Annotated in this window: 14 protein-coding genes and 4 tRNA genes; 2 read left to right on the top strand and 16 right to left on the bottom strand. The window is 32.3% G+C overall.

From position 1 onward, the window contains the following. Window positions 1-88: 88 nt before the first annotated feature. The 10 genes from EV214_RS08200 to EV214_RS08245 all read right to left on the bottom strand — a co-directional run bounded on the left by EV214_RS08200 (window position 89) and on the right by EV214_RS08245 (window position 10,381). Entirely contained in the window at window positions 89-1,267 is a 1,179-nt protein-coding gene (locus EV214_RS08200) for an ABC transporter substrate-binding protein (protein ID WP_132244599.1), read from the bottom strand. A gap of 409 nt (window positions 1,268-1,676) precedes the next feature. Next, the gene (yfcE, locus tag EV214_RS08205; protein ID WP_132244601.1) at window positions 1,677-2,219 is read right to left on the bottom strand and encodes a phosphodiesterase; all 543 of its coding nucleotides are present in this window, start codon (window positions 2,217-2,219) and stop codon (window positions 1,677-1,679) included. A 304-nt stretch (window positions 2,220-2,523) separates the two neighbouring features. Continuing rightward, complete coding sequence (locus EV214_RS08210; RefSeq protein WP_165916307.1) at window positions 2,524-4,518, bottom strand: methyl-accepting chemotaxis protein; 1,995 nt, start codon at window positions 4,516-4,518, stop codon at window positions 2,524-2,526. 324 nt (window positions 4,519-4,842) lie between these two features. Further along, window positions 4,843-6,927 (bottom strand): sigma 54-interacting transcriptional regulator, encoded by a 2,085-nt coding sequence (locus EV214_RS08215; protein ID WP_132244605.1) that lies wholly within the window; start codon window positions 6,925-6,927, stop codon window positions 4,843-4,845. Window positions 6,928-7,037: 110 nt separating this feature from the next. Then, a tRNA-Cys gene (locus EV214_RS08220) sits at window positions 7,038-7,112 on the bottom strand. A 5-nt stretch (window positions 7,113-7,117) separates the two neighbouring features. Further along, window positions 7,118-7,192 (bottom strand) — tRNA-Gly (locus EV214_RS08225). 59 nt (window positions 7,193-7,251) lie between these two features. After that, a tRNA-Asp gene (locus tag EV214_RS08230) sits at window positions 7,252-7,328 on the bottom strand. 80 nt (window positions 7,329-7,408) lie between these two features. Beyond that, window positions 7,409-7,484 (bottom strand) — tRNA-Val (locus EV214_RS08235). Window positions 7,485-7,778: 294 nt separating this feature from the next. Beyond that, window positions 7,779-8,966: a pyridoxal phosphate-dependent aminotransferase gene (locus EV214_RS08240; RefSeq protein WP_330571279.1), complete on the bottom strand. Its 1,188-nt coding sequence runs from the start codon at window positions 8,964-8,966 to the stop codon at window positions 7,779-7,781. A gap of 17 nt (window positions 8,967-8,983) precedes the next feature. Further along, window positions 8,984-10,381, bottom strand: coding sequence for an oxaloacetate decarboxylase subunit alpha (locus EV214_RS08245; protein ID WP_132244607.1), 1,398 nt, complete (start codon window positions 10,379-10,381; stop codon window positions 8,984-8,986). Between the two features lie 273 nt (window positions 10,382-10,654). On the opposite strand from EV214_RS08245, the gene EV214_RS08250 reads away from it, so the two are divergent. Next, window positions 10,655-11,083 (top strand): Lrp/AsnC family transcriptional regulator, encoded by a 429-nt coding sequence (locus tag EV214_RS08250; RefSeq protein WP_132244609.1) that lies wholly within the window; start codon window positions 10,655-10,657, stop codon window positions 11,081-11,083. Between the two features lie 263 nt (window positions 11,084-11,346). Here EV214_RS08250 and EV214_RS08255 read toward each other — a convergent pair whose 3' ends face one another. The 5 genes from EV214_RS08255 to EV214_RS08275 all read right to left on the bottom strand — a co-directional run bounded on the left by EV214_RS08255 (window position 11,347) and on the right by EV214_RS08275 (window position 17,987). After that, window positions 11,347-12,801, bottom strand: coding sequence for an aminoacyl-histidine dipeptidase (locus tag EV214_RS08255; RefSeq protein WP_132244611.1), 1,455 nt, complete (start codon window positions 12,799-12,801; stop codon window positions 11,347-11,349). A 14-nt stretch (window positions 12,802-12,815) separates the two neighbouring features. Then, window positions 12,816-13,160 carry a hypothetical protein gene (locus EV214_RS08260; protein ID WP_132244613.1) on the bottom strand — a complete coding sequence of 115 codons (345 nt, stop codon included), beginning with the start codon at window positions 13,158-13,160 and terminating at the stop codon, window positions 12,816-12,818. A 1-nt stretch (window position 13,161) separates the two neighbouring features. Beyond that, on the bottom strand, window positions 13,162-13,521 hold the full coding sequence (locus tag EV214_RS08265) for a PqqD family protein (RefSeq protein ID WP_132244615.1): 360 nt from the start codon (window positions 13,519-13,521) through the stop codon (window positions 13,162-13,164). Window positions 13,522-13,611: 90 nt separating this feature from the next. Continuing rightward, entirely contained in the window at window positions 13,612-15,531 is a 1,920-nt protein-coding gene (locus tag EV214_RS08270) for an OPT family oligopeptide transporter (protein WP_132244617.1), read from the bottom strand. A 557-nt stretch (window positions 15,532-16,088) separates the two neighbouring features. Further along, window positions 16,089-17,987: an OPT family oligopeptide transporter gene (locus EV214_RS08275; protein ID WP_132244619.1), complete on the bottom strand. Its 1,899-nt coding sequence runs from the start codon at window positions 17,985-17,987 to the stop codon at window positions 16,089-16,091. A 160-nt stretch (window positions 17,988-18,147) separates the two neighbouring features. Between EV214_RS08275 and EV214_RS08280 the strand changes: the two genes are divergently transcribed. After that, window positions 18,148-18,810 carry a TetR/AcrR family transcriptional regulator gene (locus EV214_RS08280; protein WP_165916308.1) on the top strand — a complete coding sequence of 221 codons (663 nt, stop codon included), beginning with the start codon at window positions 18,148-18,150 and terminating at the stop codon, window positions 18,808-18,810. A gap of 169 nt (window positions 18,811-18,979) precedes the next feature. Here the strand turns inward: EV214_RS08280 and EV214_RS08285 are convergent, their stop codons facing one another. Continuing rightward, a complete protein-coding gene (locus EV214_RS08285) occupies window positions 18,980-20,161 on the bottom strand; it encodes a MalY/PatB family protein (protein ID WP_132244623.1) in 1,182 nt (393 codons plus the stop codon). Window positions 20,162-20,331: the final 170 nt, after the last annotated feature.

Below are 20,331 nucleotides of genomic sequence, written 5' to 3' on the forward strand. Positions count from 1 at the left end.
AAACAATCTCTTCATTTCTATTATTTTCAATTTATAATTTAAGAAAATAAAGACTTCCGTTTCTGGAAGCCCTTATTATTTTTTTGATTTATTTAGGATCTACAATTGTTTTAAAAGTAAATTTACCGTCTTTTACTGTTTTTATAACGGCTGATTTAACCGCATCTCCATTTTCATCAAAGTTTACGATTCCTGCAGCACCTTTAAAATCTTTTGTTGCTGCAATTGCATCTCTTATTGCCTTAGGATCTGCACTGCCTGCTCTTTCAATTGCATCTATTGCTAAAACATATGCATCGTATGAAAGCGCTGTAACTGCAGCAGGCTCTTTACCTGGATATGCTTTTTCATAAGCTTCTAAAAACTCCGTTGTATTTTCATTAAAAGTTGCTTTTGCATCGAAGAATGTTGAGAATACTACACCTTCTGCTGTTTCTTTTGCAATATCTAAAAGATCAGGCGTTTCCCAAGTATCTCCCCCTAGTATAGGAAGGTCAATCCCTAACTCTCTTGCTTGCTTCATGATAAGTGCTGACTCTGTAAAGTTCCCAGGCGCAAATATTGCTTCAGCACCAGAATCTTTTAAATTTGTAAGTTGTGCTGAAAAATCTTGATCTCCAGTGATATAGAAAACTTTTGATACAATTGCATTTTCGTCACCTGTTAATGCTACAAATGCTTCTTCAAAAAATTTAGCAAGACCTACTGAATAATCGTTTGACTTTTCGATTACAAGCGCTACTTTTTTAGCACCTACTTCATTAAAAGCATAATTTGCCATAACCTTTCCTTGGAAAGGATCTATAAAACAAACTCTATAGTAGTAATCATTGTTTTTTGTTACAAGAGGATTCGTAGCAGATGTTCCAATTGCGGGAACCTGCTTTTCCTTTAATACTTGACCTGCTGCAATTGAAAATCCACTTCCCCAAGACCCGAGTACTACTGATACATTATCCTTATCTACAAGTCTAGTAGCTGCATTTGCTGCTTCAACTTTATCTGATTTATTATCAACAATAACAAGTTCCACTTTTTTTCCTAATACTTCTGGATATTTTTCATTTGCAAGTTTTATTCCTTGAACTTCTAATTCTCCACCTGCAGCATTAGCCCCTGTTAATGGTTCAAATACACCTATTTTTATTACATCTTCTTGTGCCCCCTGCTCTCCTTCTTGAGCCGTTTCTACTTTCTTAACACATCCTACGGAAAACAATGACATCATCAACACAAGTATCAATAATATTGCTACATGTTTTTTCACTTAAAATCCCCCTTTTTATTTTTGTTCGCATACAAAACACATTTGTTTTTATGGAATGCACTATATTATATTACTACATTTTATGCTTCATGTCCATTTATTATTTCAACAATTTGTAATTTTATAAATATTGTAAAGATCATCTAATACTTGCTGTTATCACTACTCATTTCATCAATAAAATGCTTTTAATCTTTAATTCTTTAAACTTTGTTTTAATAAACAGCACACGCTTCAAAATAACAAGCATGATCATATATTGAATGAACAAATCTATAATAAATAAAATAAGTCGCCAAAACAGTAAAATACTGATTTTACGACTTATTCATATACAAATACATCAATGGATATGTTTATACTAATCTTTCAACCAGCATTCATACCATCCTGCTTGCTCAAATTAATCTTATAACTTAATTGACTTTATAATCTTTCTCTCTAAATCCTTAATCTCAAACAAATCATCCTCTAAAATCCCATAAGAATTTGGATTATTTCCCTTTGGTAAAGTAATGGACCCTGGATTTAGTAAGTATATCGTATCTAATTTTTGTGCTACAGGAATATGTGTATGCCCATGAATGAGCACATCATTTTCACATAAATTTGGCAGATGCTCCTTATTAAAAATGTGTCCATGCGTTAAAAATAACTTTCTATTATTATAAAGAATGATGGAATAATCACCCATCATTGGATAATCAAGCATCATTTGATCTACTTCGCCATCACAGTTTCCTCTTACTGCTATAATCTTTTCTTTATATGCATTTAATAATGATGCTACTTCCTTTGGCTTATAATCCTTTGGTAATGGATTTCTTGGTCCATGATATAGCGCATCTCCTAAAATAATTAAATGGTCTGCCTTTTCTTTTTTATAAGCTTCTAACGCTTTTTCTAAAAAATATAATGACCCATGAATATCTGATATAAAAAATAATTTCATGTTTTTCCCTCTTTTCTAAATGTTTTTTGTCGTGCAGATGTTTCTGCTTACACGAATTATTATGGTACATATAAAATACTATCTTTATTTAAAAATATTTTCAATAGCTCTTTTATAAAATTGCTCTACTCATAATTAAAAAAGCATCTACGCCTTTTTGTAGATGCTTTTTTCTTATCTAATCTCTTGTTATTTTTTCATACGCGTTGTTTCTATAAAGCTTTCATGAAACGATAGTACTTCTTCAAAGTATGCATTCAACGTATGTCTATAATCTCAACTGCACTTTATAAATAGTTCATTTTTATAATTTAAATCTGCTCGTTGCCTCTTGTAATCCTTGCGCTAATTCTGATAATCCTTCACTCGCTGTCGCAATTTCATTCATAGAAGCTGTTTGTTCTTCTGTAGTAGCAGAAGCCTCTTGTGTACTAGCAGCATTCTGCTCTGCGATTGCAGATAAATTTTGGATAATATCTATAATTTCATTTTTCTTGCTTTCTACTTCTTTTTCAGCATGGATTAATTTCTCAATCACTTTCTCTGATATTTGTATCGCATCTGCTATTTCAGCATATTTCTGTTCTGCTGTAATTACTTTTTCAGACTGTTCTTCTGTAACTTTTGAAACTTTCTCCACCATTACAACTGTTTTTTGAGAATTCTCTTGTAATTCTTTTACTACCACATCTATTTCTTTTGTTGAAGTAGTAGCTTGTTCAGCTAATTTTCTTATTTCTTCTGCAACTACAGCAAATCCTTTCCCTGCTTCGCCTGCTCTTGCAGCTTCTATAGCTGCATTTAAAGCTAATAGATTTGTCTGTTCTGCTATTGAGGCAATCATACTGCTTGCTTGTCCAATCTTTTCTGAACTTTGATTCGTTCTTATGATTTCTTCATAGATTTCATTTGATACGGTTTTACTTTCAGCAGTTTTATAGGTTAAATCATTAATAATTTCTAAACCTTCTCCAATTCGTTTTATAATTGCATTAGATGCATCATTCAATTCATTTACATATTGTTGGTTTGATTCTATGATTTTACCTAATTCTACTGTTTTAGAAGCACCTTTTTCTGTATCTCTTGCCTGATCTGTTGCACCCCTTGCGATTTCTTCAATCGTTTTGGCCACTTCTTCAGAAGCTACTGCTAACTGTTGCGATGTAGCTGTAAGTTCTTCTGAAGATGCCGCCACCTGCTCCGAAGAATCTGCGACACTGCTTATTAATTGGCGTAGATTATTGCCCATTTTATCAAAAGCTTTTGTAAGTCTTCCTATTTCGTCTTTTTTGTTTAATAATTTTTGGGGAATATCTTTTGTAAAATCACCATTGGAAATAATTTCAGCTAATTCTGTCGCTTTCTTTATAGGGTTTGTAATAGAATTTCCAATAATATAAGTAAGTACAATGCCAAATATTAAAGAAACGGTTGTTGCTATTAGAATGGAAAGCTTTAAAGAATTTAAACCTGCTAAAACTTCCGATTCTAAGGTAGTCACTCCAGTAGACCACTGAGTACCTTCTATTGGAGCATATCCCATATATTTATATTCCCCTTTAAATTGATAGCCTCCTACGCCATTTTCTCCATTTATCATTTTTTGTGTATGCTCTGCTAACGCTTCTAAATTTTTATCTTTTTTTGCTTCATCCAATATATTATATTTATCTAAAACTAGTTGTCTATCTTTATGTCCTATCATTGTGCCATCACTACTAATCACATAAACATATCCATTTTTTCCATATTTGGCATCTTTCGTCAACTCACTTATAAAGTTTCCATCCTGTATGGCTAGTAATACACCTGTTATTTCATTATTGTATTTAATCGGCACAGCAAATACAACAACCACTGAACCATCTACTTTACTGACAATCGTATCTGACACTGCCCTTTCTCCTTTTATTGCCTTTTGAAAATAGGGACGCTCTATTAGATTTGCTTTCGTATTATCATAATATGTAGCATTACCATTTTTGTCTATAATCGCCATTCTTAGATATCTATTTCTATCGACTTCTTGTTGCATGGCTAACTGCTTGTTTTCCATAGGATTTTCTTCTGAAGAAATTCTAGTTCTTCCTGCAATCTCTTCTAAAACCCTAAACTCTGTTTCAACTTTACTCGCTATAACTTTGGATGCTTCTTTTGCAATTTGTGGCAAAGTGTGATTTATTTCAGCTGTTAAAGTATTCGATGCACCAATATAAGAAGTAATGCCAAGTCCTCCACTAACAATTAATATAATTGCTGAAAAAATAATGATTAACTTCAATTTTATACTTTTCATGTATACCCACCACCCTTTCATATCTTACATATTCGACAATTTCCTCTTATATTCCTCTTTCCAATTTTTTCTATTTTGCATTTAATCATTTGTCTAAATCATCGAAATCAAAATACTTCGTAACGATCAAACTGAAACAGAAATAAAATCCTCACCGTTGGGATCATTAGCATATTCATTACTTTCATCATAGGCTATTTTTTATCTCGCATTATTACCAATCCAATAAGAACTTTGATGAAATCGTTGTTGATGTATTTTTACTTATTTTAAATGATAAAAAACCTGTTGCATTTTAGCAGCAGATTTTTCTATGTTCAACGGTTATAAAGTCTTATATTTTTGTCTTTTTCTAACAAATGTTGAAGCATCTATGCCTAAAACTTTTGCTGCATCCCTTACATTTCCATACTTTTCAAAAGCTTTATCTAACAGATTTTTCTCCACATTTGCCACAGCATCCTTTAATGGTATAATTTGAGGGCTGATCATTAAATTTTTATCATGCTTGTATGCAATAATTTCTTTGGGTAGGTCATTTAAAATAATACGATCTTCATTGCTCATAATAACTACACGTTCTACAATATTCTTTAATTCCCTCACATTTCCTAGCCACGCATATTCATATAAAGATTCCAAAGCCTCTTTACTAAATTCTTTATTCCAACCATACTTCTCATTTAACTCAGAGAGAAAATAACTCACAAGTGGAAGAATATCTCCTCTTCGTTCCCTTAAAGGGGGGATATTCATGGGAATCACATTTAATCGATAGTAGAGATCTTCTCGAAAACATTTTTCTTTTACCATTCGTTCAAGATTACGATTTGTAGCGGCCAAAATCCGAACATCTATTTTTATACATGTATTTCCACCTATACGCTTAATTTCATGCTCTTGTAAAACACGAAGTAATTTCACTTGTATATCTAACGATAATTCCCCTACCTCGTCTAAGAATAATGTTCCACCATCTGCGATTTCAAACAACCCGACTTTACCTTCTCTATTTGCTCCAGTAAAAGCTCCTTTTTCATATCCAAACAATTCAGATTCTATTAGGTTTACTGGTATTGCACCGCAATTGATTTTAATAAATTGGTTTCTTCTTCTATTGCTATTCTTATGAATAAATTTTGCAACTTCTTCTTTTCCAACACCCGTTTCTCCTAATACCAATACGGTTGTATCAACCTTTGCAACTCTTTTTGCAATCCTCATTGTTTCAAGCATCTTTTCATCTTGAGCAACAATATGTAGTGTGTTTAAAAGTTGCATACGCATTTCTTCGATTTCAGAATAATATTTTTGTGTTAATTCTTTATTTTTTTCCAGTTGTTTTTTTAATTTTGCAAGTTCAGTAATATCTCTCACATTTGTTACAACCATGATAATTTCCCCATTTTCATCAAGAATCGGTGTACTCGTAACCAATGCATTTTTTCCAGTACGAAATTTTTGATGAATGGTAACTGTTCCTTTCGTTTCTAAAACTCTTAACGTTGCAGATTCAGAAACACACCTTGATTTTTCTAATTCTAACATATTTTTGTCTAACATTTCTTCTCGATTTACGCCCGTAATTCTTTCATAGGATTTATTAATTTTAACAGTATTTGCTTGTCCATCTGTAATATAAATACCATCATATGAAGATTCAATCACTGCATCTAGTTTTTCGGATAATTGTTGTACAGTATTTAATTCATCTATAACACTTTGTAAATCATAGCTATCCTTAAAAGCAATAACCCCAGCAAAAACTTCTTTATCTTTGAACAAAGGAATACGCTCACATATAAGCGTTTTGTTTTTGAAATAGATTTTTTCTGCAGATGCATGAACACCCTTCTCAATAACCTCATGCAATTTCAATTCTGGTAAAACATCTTTTATTTTAAAACCAATAATACTTTGGTTATCTAAATTTAATATTCTCCTTGCTGCAGCATTGCATCGAGTAATAACCCCTTCCCTATTGATGATAATAATCCCATTATTTATTAAATTTAGAACCGTTTTCAATTCACTCGATTCCTGAACTTCGTTTTCAAAAAGTCTTTTAGATAAATCTGTACGCGTAAGTATTCCAACCAAATTTCCTTGTGCATTTATAACAGGAAGGCATCCTACTTTAATATGCCAAGCATCTTGTATTTCTGCATCTTCCAAAATAGTAACGACCCTTTTAGAAGCAATCTTATTTATTTGCATAAGCGGAGAAACCTTATTCACAAAAGCTTTCATTATATCTGTTTTCGTGATAACATTTATTAATTTTCCTTGTTCATCAACAATTGGAATGCCATCTATATGATTTTTTATAAAAATATTTACAGCATGATTGAGCGTATCATTCATAGTTAATATAATTGGATCTCTTGTCATAGCTTCCTTAACTTTCAATGAATCCCCTCCCTATTTCGGTTTATGCACTCATTATATCATATGGCTATAATGTAAAAACAAAAAATCCTAGAATTGACTAGGATTGTAAAAGTTCTATTTTATATTATTGGAGGCGGCACCCAGATTTGAACTGGGGAATAAAGGTTTTGCAGACCTCTGCCTTACCACTTGGCTATGCCGCCATATATGGAGCGGAAGACGAGATTCGAACTCGCGACCCTCGCCTTGGCAAGGCGATGCTCTACCACTGAGCCACTTCCGCATATATACTAGCTTACACATCTATCTATGCTATATTCTGTATCTTTTCTTTATAAAAATTGGCGACCCGGAAGGGGCTCGAACCCTCGACCTCCAGCGTGACAGGCTGGCATTCTAACCAACTGAACTACCGGGCCATTCAATAAAACCAAGGATGTTAGTAATCCTTGCTCGCTAAGTGACCCTAGTAAAATTAAAGATTTTAGATGTCTACTTATGGTGGGCGCAATAGGGATCGAACCTATGACCCCCTGCTTGTAAGGCAGGTGCTCTCCCAGCTGAGCTATGCGCCCTTAAAAAATCCAAAATATTACTTACAAAAGATATTATACACATGGATTTATATTCTGTCAATATCAATTTGAAAATTCCCTCTGAAGAGTAAAATATCCTATTCGATTACACCAACGATACTTTGTATCTATCTCTTTTGTTTGCTTATTCACTTTATTTTTGCAGTTTATATAAAAAACACAATACTATCTTTCAGCAATGTTTTTATGCTCTTTTCTGAATTACAAAAGGTGCTTCCTTCGATAAAGCAGAAAAAAACATCCTTTCGGATGTTTTTTCAATTTATCTACTTATTATTGAATCGCCTCTTCAATTCTTTTTAATCCTTCTTTAATATTTTCAAGTGAGGTAGCATAGGAAAGTCTAATATAATGATCTGCGCCAAAAGCAATACCTGGAATTACTGCTACTTTTACAGTTTCTAATAAATAATTGGCAAAATCCATTGAATGATTGATTGTAAATCCATTAAAAGTTTTTCCAATAATTTTTGATATATTTACCATTACATAAAAAGCACCCTCTGGCATTCTACAAGATAAATGCTCAATTGTATTGATTTTTTCTACCATGTAATTTCTTCTTTCAACAAAAGCCTCCACCATTTTTTGAATGGGCTCTTGATCTTCTTTTAGTGCAGCGATACTTGCATATTGGGCAATAGTATTTGGATTAGAAGTAGCATGACTTTGAATATTATTAATCACATGCACAATTTCTTCATTTGCAGCTAAATAACCAATTCTCCAACCTGTCATTGCATACGCTTTTGACATCCCATTTATAACAATTGTCAATTTCTTAATTTCATCTCCAAGAGAAGCAATGCTGACATGCTTTCCGTCATAAATCAATTTTTCATAAATTTCATCGGATATCACAAAAATATTATGTTTTACTGCAATTTCTGAGATTTCTTTTAATTCATCTTCTGTATAAACCGTTCCTGTTGGGTTATTTGGGCTGTTTAAAATAATCGCCTTTGTATTTTGATTGATTACTCTTTGTAAGCTTTCTTTTGTATATTTAAAACCACTTTCCTCTGAAGTCTCCACTAAAACAGGCTGCGCATCTGCTAATTTTACAAGTTCTGTGTAACTTACCCAATAAGGGACGGAAATAATCACTTCATCTCCTGGATTACAAATTGCTTGTAATACATTATGCAAGGAATGCTTTGCACCATTTGAAACTACAATATTTGCAGGTTTATACGCTAAGTTGTTATCATTTTGTAACTTATCACAGATCGCTTGTTTTAATTCTGGAAGTCCTGATGCAGCAGTATAGCCAGTTAGTCCCTTGTTCATTACATCTATAGCTGCTTCTCTAATATGCACTGGTGTATTAAAATCTGGCTCACCAGCTCCAAAACTTACCACATCTATTCCATCAACTTTCATTTTTTTTGCTTTAGCTGTAATGTCTAATGTAATAGATGGAGAGATCTCCATATGTTTTTTTGATAATGAAATATTCATCATTATTCTCCTTTCGTTTATACAGGATATGTCTTCTCTTCTTTATCGGCATAATTACTATCTATTTCATACTTTTTTGCTTGTCGATACTTAAAAAATTCCATAGCTACTGGTGGAAATAATGCATACGATAATACATCTTCTTCTTGTTCTAGGTATTCTTTCATTTCATTTTTTATATTTTCTAACTGTGGCTTTATTAAATCTGCTGGTCTGCAAGTAATAACCTCTTCATTTCCAATTATTTTTTTGATCATTTCTTCTTTCATTGGCACTGTAGATTTTCCATACATTCCTTTTACATAAGCTTTTATTTCTTTTGGAACCATTTTATACCTTTCACCCATTACTACATTCAATACAGCTTGTGTTCCTACCATTTGACTTGTAGGCGTAACTAAAGGCGGATATCCTAAATCTTCTCTTACTCTTGGTACTTCTTTTAATACTTCTTCATATTTATCAAGCGCATTTTGCATTTTTAACTGTGCAACAAGGTTTGAAAGCATTCCTCCTGGTACTTGATAAATCAATGTATTAATATCTACTCCTAGTATTTTGGGATTTAAAAGTCCACTTTTCAAGCTTTTTTCTCGTATTGGTTCAAAATACTCTGCAATTTCATTTAATTTTTCAATTTTTAGTCCTGTATCATATTTCGTGCCATTTAGCGTTGCAACCAACGATTCTGTAGGAGGTTGTGATGTTCCAAGTGAAAAAGGTGATATCGCTGTATCTATGATATCTACACCTGCTTCAATTGCTTTTAGATACATCATACTTGCAAGTCCACTAGTTGTATGAGAATGTAACTCTAGTGGAATTTTTACAGCTTTTTTCAACGCTGCTACAAGCTCATAAGCATAATAGGGTGTCAATAATCCTGACATATCCTTTATACAAATAGAATCTGCGCCCATGCTCTGCATTTCTTTTGCTAACTTTACATAAGTTTCTGTTGTATGAACAGGACTTATCGTATAAGCAATGGCTGCTTGTGCGTGACCGCCCTCTTTTTTCGTTGTTTCTAACGCAACCCTTATATTTCTTGTATCATTTAATGCATCAAATATTCTTATAATATCAATCCCATTGGCAATAGATTTTTTTACAAACTCAGCAACTACATCATCTGCATAATGCTTATATCCTAATATATTTTGTCCTCTTAACAACATTTGTAAATTAGTATTTTTTACTTTTTTTCTTATGGCTCTAAGTCTTTCCCATGGATCTTCATTTAAAAATCTTAAAGAAGCGTCAAAAGTAGCTCCTCCCCACATCTCTAAAGCATGATATCCTGCTTGATCTAATTTTTCAAGGATCGGTAACATTTCTTCTGTTTTCATTCTAGTAGCAATCAATGATTGATGGGCATCTCTTAAAATTGTTTCTGTAATTTTAACTTTTGCCATGTTTTTACCTCCTACCTTTCATTTCATATTTATTTCAAATAATTCCTTCAAATTTACTATTGTTTAAAAACGATTTCACACCATTACTATCTCACGAAATCATACATTTTTATGCATCTTCCTCAATATAAACTTGTAAAAGCTTATTTCAATATCATTTTACCAAGCTATATGCTATGTGTACAGTTACTATAAAAAGTGTTATAATATAATTGCTTTATTATTATAGTTAAAATTCTATTTTTCTTTATTTTTTAAAAGGAGGTAAAAGTGATGGATACTACAGATTATAGAATTATAGAAATATTACAAAATAATGGTCGAATTTCTATGAAAGATTTAGGTAAGATGGTGGGTCTTACTTCCCCTGCTGTAACCGAAAGAGTTCGAAGATTAGAAGAAAATGGTGTTATTACGGGCTATAAGGCTATCATTGATCCAGAGAAACTAGATAAAAATATTCAAGCATTTATTGATATATCAATGGCTGCAGATAAATATGCAAAATTTTTGGAATTTGCAATTGCAATAAATAGTATTGTTGAATGTCATCATGTAACGGGTGGAGATTGTATGACTTTAAAAGTCATGGTAAAAAATATGAAAGAGTTAGAAATTTTAATTGATGAGATAAAAAAAGTTGGGAATACACGAACTTCTCTCATCCTTTCCAGTCCGATTGCACATAAAATTATATTATGATTGAACCACAAAAACTGATAATCCTTTTTATCTTCTTCTAATTTTTACAACCTCCAACGCCTTATGACAACGTGATATTTCATCATAGTTTTCATATATACCTTTTATTAATTCACAAACTAAATTTAGATACTATGATTCCGAAGATAAAATTCTTTTAAACCAATTTAAATCTCTTCTATCATTATGAATTATTTTATGCATAATATATGATTCTTTTTCAAATAAAAATTCAGGTAGAGATTATCCCCCACCTGAATTTTTTATTTTATTCTCTTTAATACTTCACATAAAAATTCAAATACCCTTTTTGTAGATGAAATACTAAGATGTTCATTTTGTGTATGTACATCATACATATTAGGCCCTAGAGAAACCATATCTATATCTCCTAATTTTTCTTTTAAGAATCCACACTCAAGGCCTGCATGAATCGCATCTATTTTCACTTCTTCTCCATACTTCTCTTTATAAACCTTACCCATTAAATCTCTAATCGGTGAATTTGATTTATATTCCCATGCTGGATAGTCTGCTACTAACACCATTTTAGCACCTACTAAATCACATACGTTTTGAATTCTATCATTTATTTCATTTTTCAAAGATTTAACAGAACTCCTTACTGCACTACTAAATTCAATTTCCTCTTCTTTTGTAACTAAAACCCCTATATTGTTTGAGCTTTCTACTAAGCCATCAATGGCCGCACTCATTGTCTGAACCCCAAAAGGTAACAATCTTAAAATATCTATACATGCTTTTTTTGTTTCATCATCAAATACCTGATCAATACCGTTGATTTTTTCTAATTGGATCTCAATTCTTGGATCTGATATCTGAAATTCATGTGATAATATTTGTTGGTATGTTTTTATAATGCTTTCTAATTCTCTAATATTTTCTTTGCTAATCAATAGTTTTCCTTCGGCCATTTTAGGGATTGCATTCATCTTTTCCCCACCACTAACACTTGCTAGATCCATATCCATCTTTTTGTCAATTTCTCTTAAAATTCTTCCAAGTAATTTTATAGCACTCGCTCTATTTTTATTGATCTCCATACCAGAATGGCCACCTAATAATCCTTTTATAGCAATCTTATATCCTTCTTTATCTCCATCTGTCATTTTCCACGTAATAGGTAAACGTACAATATTATTTACACCGCCTGCACAAGATGAAAGAATGGTTTCCTCTTCTTCTGAATCAATGTTGATCAAAATATCTCCTGCTATATTTTCTGGATTAAGATTCAAAACTCCATCCATTCCGGTTTCTTCTGCAACAGTAATAAGGGCTACAATTGGAGGATGCGCTAATTCATTAGATTCTAAAATCGCCATTGCCATAGCTACAGCAATGCCATTATCTGCCCCTAATGTTGTTCCTTTTGTCCTAATCATATCTCCATCTACCATTAGTGGAATCGGATCCTTCGTAAAGTCAAAATCTAAATCTTCTTTTTTTACACAGACCATATCCATATGTCCTTGAAGGATTACTGTTGGTGCATGCTCATATCCTTTTGTCCCAGGTTTTTTTATAATAACATTTAAACATTCTTCTTGAATTACATCTAATCCTAATTTTTCCCCAAATTTAACTAAATAGTCGCTTACGCCTTTTTCATTCCCTGATTCTCTAGGTATTTGGGTTAAGCTTTCAAAATTTCTAAATACGGCTTCCGGTTTTAATCCCCCTAGCACATTTTTCACTTTTAAAAACCCCTTTACTTTAGTTTATATTTTTTAGGATTGCTTTTTGATACTTCCACAATCAATCCTTTATTTAATAGATCCGTCAATAAATGCTTCATAACTATTTTTGAATCTGTAACCTGTAATTTATTTTTACTCCAAAATAGAGATGCTTTCGTTCCATGAATGATTTTTTCAACTTCTTTACTCGTAAAAACTTCTCCATTGCTAAGTTCTTTTATGATTTTTTCTTCACATTTTCTATATAATTGATTGAATAATTCTTCCGTTTTCCGCTGTTGCTTGATGTAGCCCCATGCCAGTAAAAAAGTGATTGTTACCGCAAATAAAACTACTTTTACTACAAAGCCAGCCATATTAATCACTTACTTTCTCTAGTGTTATAAATTTATTATTTCTTAAAATACTAATATACTTTCCAAGTCTTTCGTAAAGTGGCTCTGCATTTTCACCAAATTCTGCTTTTACTATTTTACTAATTTCCGCTACATTCCTTTTACCATCTATAGCTTTCCAGACACAACTTCCATGACCATCTAAATCGATTCGCATTACTTCAGGTGTTTTAAAGAAAAATCTTACAATTTTGTCCAACAAACTATTTCTTGGAATAATCAATTGCACCAATCCTTGATCATTGAACTCCCAGTTTTGATCTTTATTTTTAAAAGGAACAAGTTCTAAATAATTGTCATCCTTCTTTATCTTTTTAGCCATGATCCCACCTCTTTATTATAAGTTCAAAAGAGGATATTTAAATATCCTCTTTATATTATTTCATATATTTCACTCTTTATTTACACTAAATTAAAGTTTCTTTGATGAATCTTTCTTTAGTAGTGAATATTTCATCAGTGACAATACCAATAAACCAAAGAATATAATCGCTCCTATCTGTCCTAAATTAAACCCTAGCATCTCTGCAAGATTAACTTCCGCTACAGCAAATACTGCAAGTAGTATCCCTATTAATCCTTCTCCTGCAATTAATCCAGATGCATAAAGAATCCCACATTCGATTTTTTCTTTGATACTCTTATCTTCTCCACCTGCTTTTTCTAACTTTTTGTCTAAAATACCTCTAATAACACCACCCACCATAATTGGTGTACTTAAATGGATTGGTAAATATAAACCAATTGCGATTGGAAGAACAGGTAATCCAAGTAATTCCATTGTAACACCTACACCTATTCCTGTAAATACAAGTGCCCATGGTAAACTTCCACCCATAACACCTTCTATAACCAATCTCATCAATGTAGCCTGTGGTGCTGGTAATTCAGAAGATCCAAATCCCCATGCTTTATTTAATAATGTTAAAACAGCACCAATCGCAAGAGCTGCTGCTATTGCACCAATAATTTCACCATACTGTTGTTTCTTAGGCGTAGCACCTACTAAGAAACCTGTTTTTAAATCTTGCGATGTATCCCCTGCCATAGCAGCTATGATACAGATGATTGCACCTACAGTTAATGTACCAATCATTCCATCTTGCCCATCATTTCCCGTAGCCTTAAATATAATCGCCGTTATGATTAATGTTGCAATCGTCATTCCTGATACAGGGTTTGATGAACTACCAACAAGACCAACAATTCTTGAAGAAACGGTTGCAAAGAAGAAACCAAAAATTGCAATTAATAAAGCACCCATAAATCCTACTGGTATCATTGGTAACATCATCATTGCTAAAATAACCGCTAAAGTACCAATTAAAACTAATTTCATCGGCATATCTTGTTCTGTTCTAAGGTTTGTAGTACCACCAACGCCACCTGAATAATCCTTCATTGCATCCTTGAAAGTTTGAATAATCAGTGGTAAAGATTTAACCAAACTAAATACACCACCAAATGCAACAGCTCCAGCACCTACGTATCTTATATAATAATTCCATATTCCCCAATAATCTAATTCAGCAATAGGCACAGTTGCTGGGTACATCACTACATCACCCATACTTCCAATGTTTGCAATAAGTGGAATAAATGCAAACCATCCAAGTACCGCACCACCTAGCATATATGCAGAAATTTTAGGTCCTATAATAAATCCAACACCCAATAATGCAGGTAGTACATCTGCACCAATTGCTGCTCCTTTATACCCTGGAATAGCTGTTTCTATTTCACTTGGAAATAATTTAAAACCATCTGCAATAAACTTATATGCTGCACCAATCCCTAGTCCTACAAATGTAATTTTCGCCTTTTCTCCACCTTCTTCACCTGCATGCAATACTTCCGCACAAGCAGTTCCTTCTTGATAAGGCAATATACCATGCTCTTTTACAATTAATGCTTTTCTCAAAGGAACCATGAAAAGTACACCAAGTAAACCACCACATAAAGCAATCGCTGTAATTGATATTAAATTTGGCGCACCCATATTCCACTCTTCCATCCAAATATATAAAGCTGGTAGTGTAAATATCGCTCCCGCTGCTAGTGATTCACCCGCTGATCCAATCGTTTGAACCATGTTATTCTCAAGTATTGATTCTTTTCTTAAAACACCTCTAATAATTCCCATTGAAATTACTGCAGCTGGAATAGATGCACTAATTGTCATACCTACTTTTAATCCTAAGTATGCATTAGCTGCACCAAAAACAACTGATAATAATATCCCTAAAATAATTGAAGTCCAAGTGAACTCTGGTAATATTTTGTCTGCAGAAATAAATGGTTTAAATTCCTGTGTCTTATTCGCGCTTGACATATTTTATTCCTCCTAATTTATTAGATTGTGTTCATAAACGTTTTCCTATTTGTTATCTAAATTTCATAAACATTCATATTCTGTCGTTCTTAAAAATGCTAAAAAATAATTACCTTTTATTTGTGCATATACACATTTATTCGCTAAGTCTCGGCCTTGTTTGTAAGTATAGACAGCCTTTTTCAAAAAGTCAAATAGAGATTTTTATAGGAATTTAAATGTATATTCATTTTCATTTTCACACTATTTTCAAGAATTACAGCCGTTAGGCTATATTTTTTATATTTGCCTAACGTTCGGTACATTGATATAAAAAGGGCTCCCATATCATTATTTATCCTATAGCAATAATACGATAAAAAATATCTCTCTTATCTAACGCACATTCCATAAATATCTACCTTTATTCCAGAATAATTATTTATAACTTTGTATTTTTATTAAATTATTAAATTTATATTTTTTTATAATTGATAGATTCTAACCCTGTAACGTAATAGATTGAAAATTTGGGTACATCTGCAAGCAATAAAAAAAGGGCATATCCGCCCTATCGTTTATTGATGTTGTTTAATCTCTTTAAACAATGACCATTTCATTAACATATACACTAAAATACAAAATGTAATGTTTGTTCCAATACTACCCATATTCAATCCTATGGAAATATCTATATTCCATACCGATAATAAGGCTACTATAATACCAACAACACCCTCTCCTGCAATAAGGCCAGATGCATATAAAATGCCAAAATCAATTTTTCCATTTCTCTCAAAATCATCACATCGAATAATATCCCATTCTAATATTCCTCTTACAAGACCTCCAATAAAAATTGTGGTCGTAAGATGTATCGGAAGGTAAAGACCTATTGCTATAGGAAGTATTGGCAATTCAAGAAGTTCTACAACAATTCCTATTCCCACCCCAATGAATATTAAAGACCAGGGCAAATTTCCTTGAACTACCCCTTCAACGACCAATTTTGCTAAGGTTGCTTGGGGAGCAGGGAGTGCTGATGAACCAAATCCTAAGGTCCTATCCAATAAAACCAACACCCCACCTAGTACAAATGCACTTGCCACAACCCCTATCATTTCTCCTATTTGCTGCTTATATGGCGTTGCGCCTATTAAAAATCCCGTTTTAAGATCCTGAGATGTATCCCCTGCCATAGCTACAATAATACATATAATGGATCCCACCGTAAATACAGCGAATATTATTTCATTTCCTATCCCACTTTTCATTTTAAACGCTAAAGATGCAATGATTAATGTAGCAATGGTCATCCCTGAAATTGGATTAGAGGAACTTCCAATAATTCCAACAATTCTAGAGGATACTGTAGCGAAAAAAAATCCAAATACTACAATTAACAAAGAACCTATTGCACCAATTTTCGCATATGGCAATACAGTTATTGCAAATATGATAAATACAATGGTTAATCCTACTGTAGACAAGGGGATATCTTGATCTGTTCGAAGGGCACTTTTCCCACCTATAATTTCATTATAATCGTTTATTGTTTCTCTGATGGTTTCATATATTAGGGGGATGGATTTTATAAGACTACTCACACCTCCAAAAGCTACAGCCCCTGCGCCTATATATCGTATATACGTATTCCATATATCCCAACTACTCAGTTGCCCAACAGCAACAGATGCTGGGAATATAACCTCATGGCTATTTATTCCAAATTCTGATATCAAAGGAATGATCACAAACCATCCCAGTAATGATCCTGCTAGCATAAAACCTGCAATTCTTTTTCCTATTATGAATCCTACCCCTAAAACAGCAGGTAATGCATCCAAACCTATCAATGTGCTAAAAGGTTTATTTATATGAAATTCTAAATTTGATGGAAATAATTTAAGACCATCTGTGAGAAATTTATATATTGCGCCGAATCCTACTCCAGCGAATGTTGCTTTGGCTTTTTCGCCACCTTCTTCACCAGCTAGAAGTACATTAGCACAAGCTACTCCCTCTGGATACGGTAGATGTCCATGCTCCTTTACGATAAGTGCTTTTCTTAAAGGAATCATAAACATAACACCCAATATTCCCCCAAACAAGGAAATTAATATTATAAACTTAACACTTGGCATATCTACCCCTACTGATTTTGCCCATAAAAACATTGCAGGAATTGTAAATACTACGCCAGCAGCCAATGATTCTCCAGCCGATCCAATGGTTTGAACAATATTGCTCTCTAGTATTGAATCTCTTTTCATTATTACTCTTGTTACACTCATCGCAACAACTGCTGCAGGTATTGAAGCACTTATTGTCATTCCAACCTTTAACCCTAAGTATGCATTTACTGCGCCAAATACAATTGCTAATACAATTCCTGTAATAACTGATATAAAAGTCAATTCAGGGAGTATCTTCTCTGCTGCTATAAAAGGTTTAAAGGATTCATGATTCTCATGCATTGTATCATCTCTCCTATATGTAGCCATTTAAAATACTTTATCCACGCTTAATTTTACTTATTTTATTATATACTACTTGTATGAAGCTGACAATTTAATTATTTTTTGAACATATTGATAATTTGAGATATAATATTATCAAATGGAGGTATGTGATATTATGAATACAAAGGATAGAGTTCTAATGGCTTCATTAAAGTTTTTTTTAATCCAAGGATATGAAAATACAACTTTAAGTATGATTGCAGATGAAGTTAATATAAAGAAGCCTTCAATTTATTACCATTTTAAGTCAAAGGAAGATTTATTATTCAATAGTATTTATTTTATAATAAATAATTTAGAGGAAAAGATCAACCATTCAGTAACAAAATTTGTTTCTCCTAAAGATCAGCTTCAATCATTTTTTGAATGTGCTTTAGATTTTAATACGAATCTTTCAATTATGATTGGCAATGACTTCAACCATCCTATAAATTTCATTACAATTTTTCAACTGTATTCAAATAGATTTAATGCACTTTCTGAAAAGATTGATACATATTATAAAAATATCAGTACAATCTTAGAAGAAATCATTGATACAGGCCAAAAAAATGGCTTAATTAAAGGCTCAATTGATAAAAACATAGCTGTACTTGATATTATTTCAAGAGTAGAAGGGCTTATAGCCATTTCAACCCTATATAAATCTGTAGATATGAAGAATAAGCGAAATCAGCTATACGAAAATCTATGGTTAAGTCTTTCATCTGAAAAGCCTCAATCAAAAACAAAAAAATTCTTTGAGTATAAAAATATTGGTTTAGGTAGAAAGTGGTAAACAATCAACAAAGGACAGATTTTTTCAATCTGTCCTTTGTTGATTAAAACTTAAATTCATTTACATTTTCTATCAATATTTTTGATAAATCTTTTGTTTTTTTGTGCATGTCGCATCATTTCTTGCAATTCAGCCGATTGTTCTTCCAATCTTTATCTCTTCTTCTCGCTTATATTTGGTTATCTATCACTTTTTTAAGTCTGCTTAGCCCTTCTTTCAATATGGATCGTGGACAAGCAATATTAATCCTTACAAACCCCTCTCCTTCTTCTCCATAAGTATATCCTTGATTTAGTACGAGCTTTCCTTCATTAAAAATAATATTTTCTAAATCATTTTTATTTAATCCTAGTTCTCTTAAATCTAACCATACTAAATAAGTAGCTTCTGGCTGAATTACCTTTATTTTAGGAATATTTTCTTCTATATATTTTATCAAGAAGGTAAGATTTTCTTGTAAATAACCCAAAAGTTGCTCTAGCCATTCTTCACCATGTAAGTATGCTGCTTCTAACGCCTCTATTCCAAATACATTTGGCTTTGAAATGCCTACACTTTCTCTTTCCTTTAAGAATTGATTTCGTATTTTTTCATTTGGAATAATAATATTTGAAGTTTGAATTCCTGCAATATTGAAAGTCTTACTTGGAGCTGTACAAACAATCGTATTTTGAGCAAACTCCTCACTTATTGAAGCAAGAGACGTATGCTTATGGCCTTTTAACACTAAATCAGCATGAATTTCATCTGATACAAGTATTACATTATTCTTTATACAGAGATCTCCAAGCCTTTTTATTTCTTCTTTGTGCCACACTCTCCCTACTGGGTTATGAGGACTACATAAAAACATAAGTTTTACTTGATCCTCCATTTTTTTCTCTAAATCATCAAAATCCATTACATATTTCTTTCCATCAAACTTCAATGGGTTATTCACTACATGACAGCTATTATTTTTAATTGAATTAAAAAATGGAGGATATATAGGCGACTGAATGATCACTTTATCTCCAGGATGCGTGAATGCTTTTACGATCATATTTAATGCTGGAACAACCCCTGGTGTAAATACAATCCATTCTTTTTTTATATCCCAATGATAACGATGCTTCATCCAATGAATTACTGCATCATAATAAGTGTCATACCCTCCAGCATATCCATAAATACCGTGCTCAGCTCTATTCATAATAGCATCTATTACACACTGCGGCGCCTTAAAATCCATATCTGCTACCCACAAAGGTAGTAAATCTTTATCCGAAATCCCAAACCGTTCTTCCAATCCATCCCATTTTAAACAATTAGTATGCAAACGATTGTTTACATCATCAAAATTATATTTCATAAAGAACCCTTCTTTCATGATTAGGAATGATTTTACTTTTATATTTAAAATTTTATATTTTTTCAATAATACTACATATTTCATTATAATTTCCATTTACCAAATGATCCAATAGAAAAAAACTATATACTTTATCTATATATAGAATATATTTATACTAATATATTCCA

The sequence above is a fragment of the Marinisporobacter balticus genome (assembly GCF_004345705.1).
Classification (GTDB): domain Bacteria; phylum Bacillota; class Clostridia; order Peptostreptococcales; family Thermotaleaceae; genus Marinisporobacter; species Marinisporobacter balticus.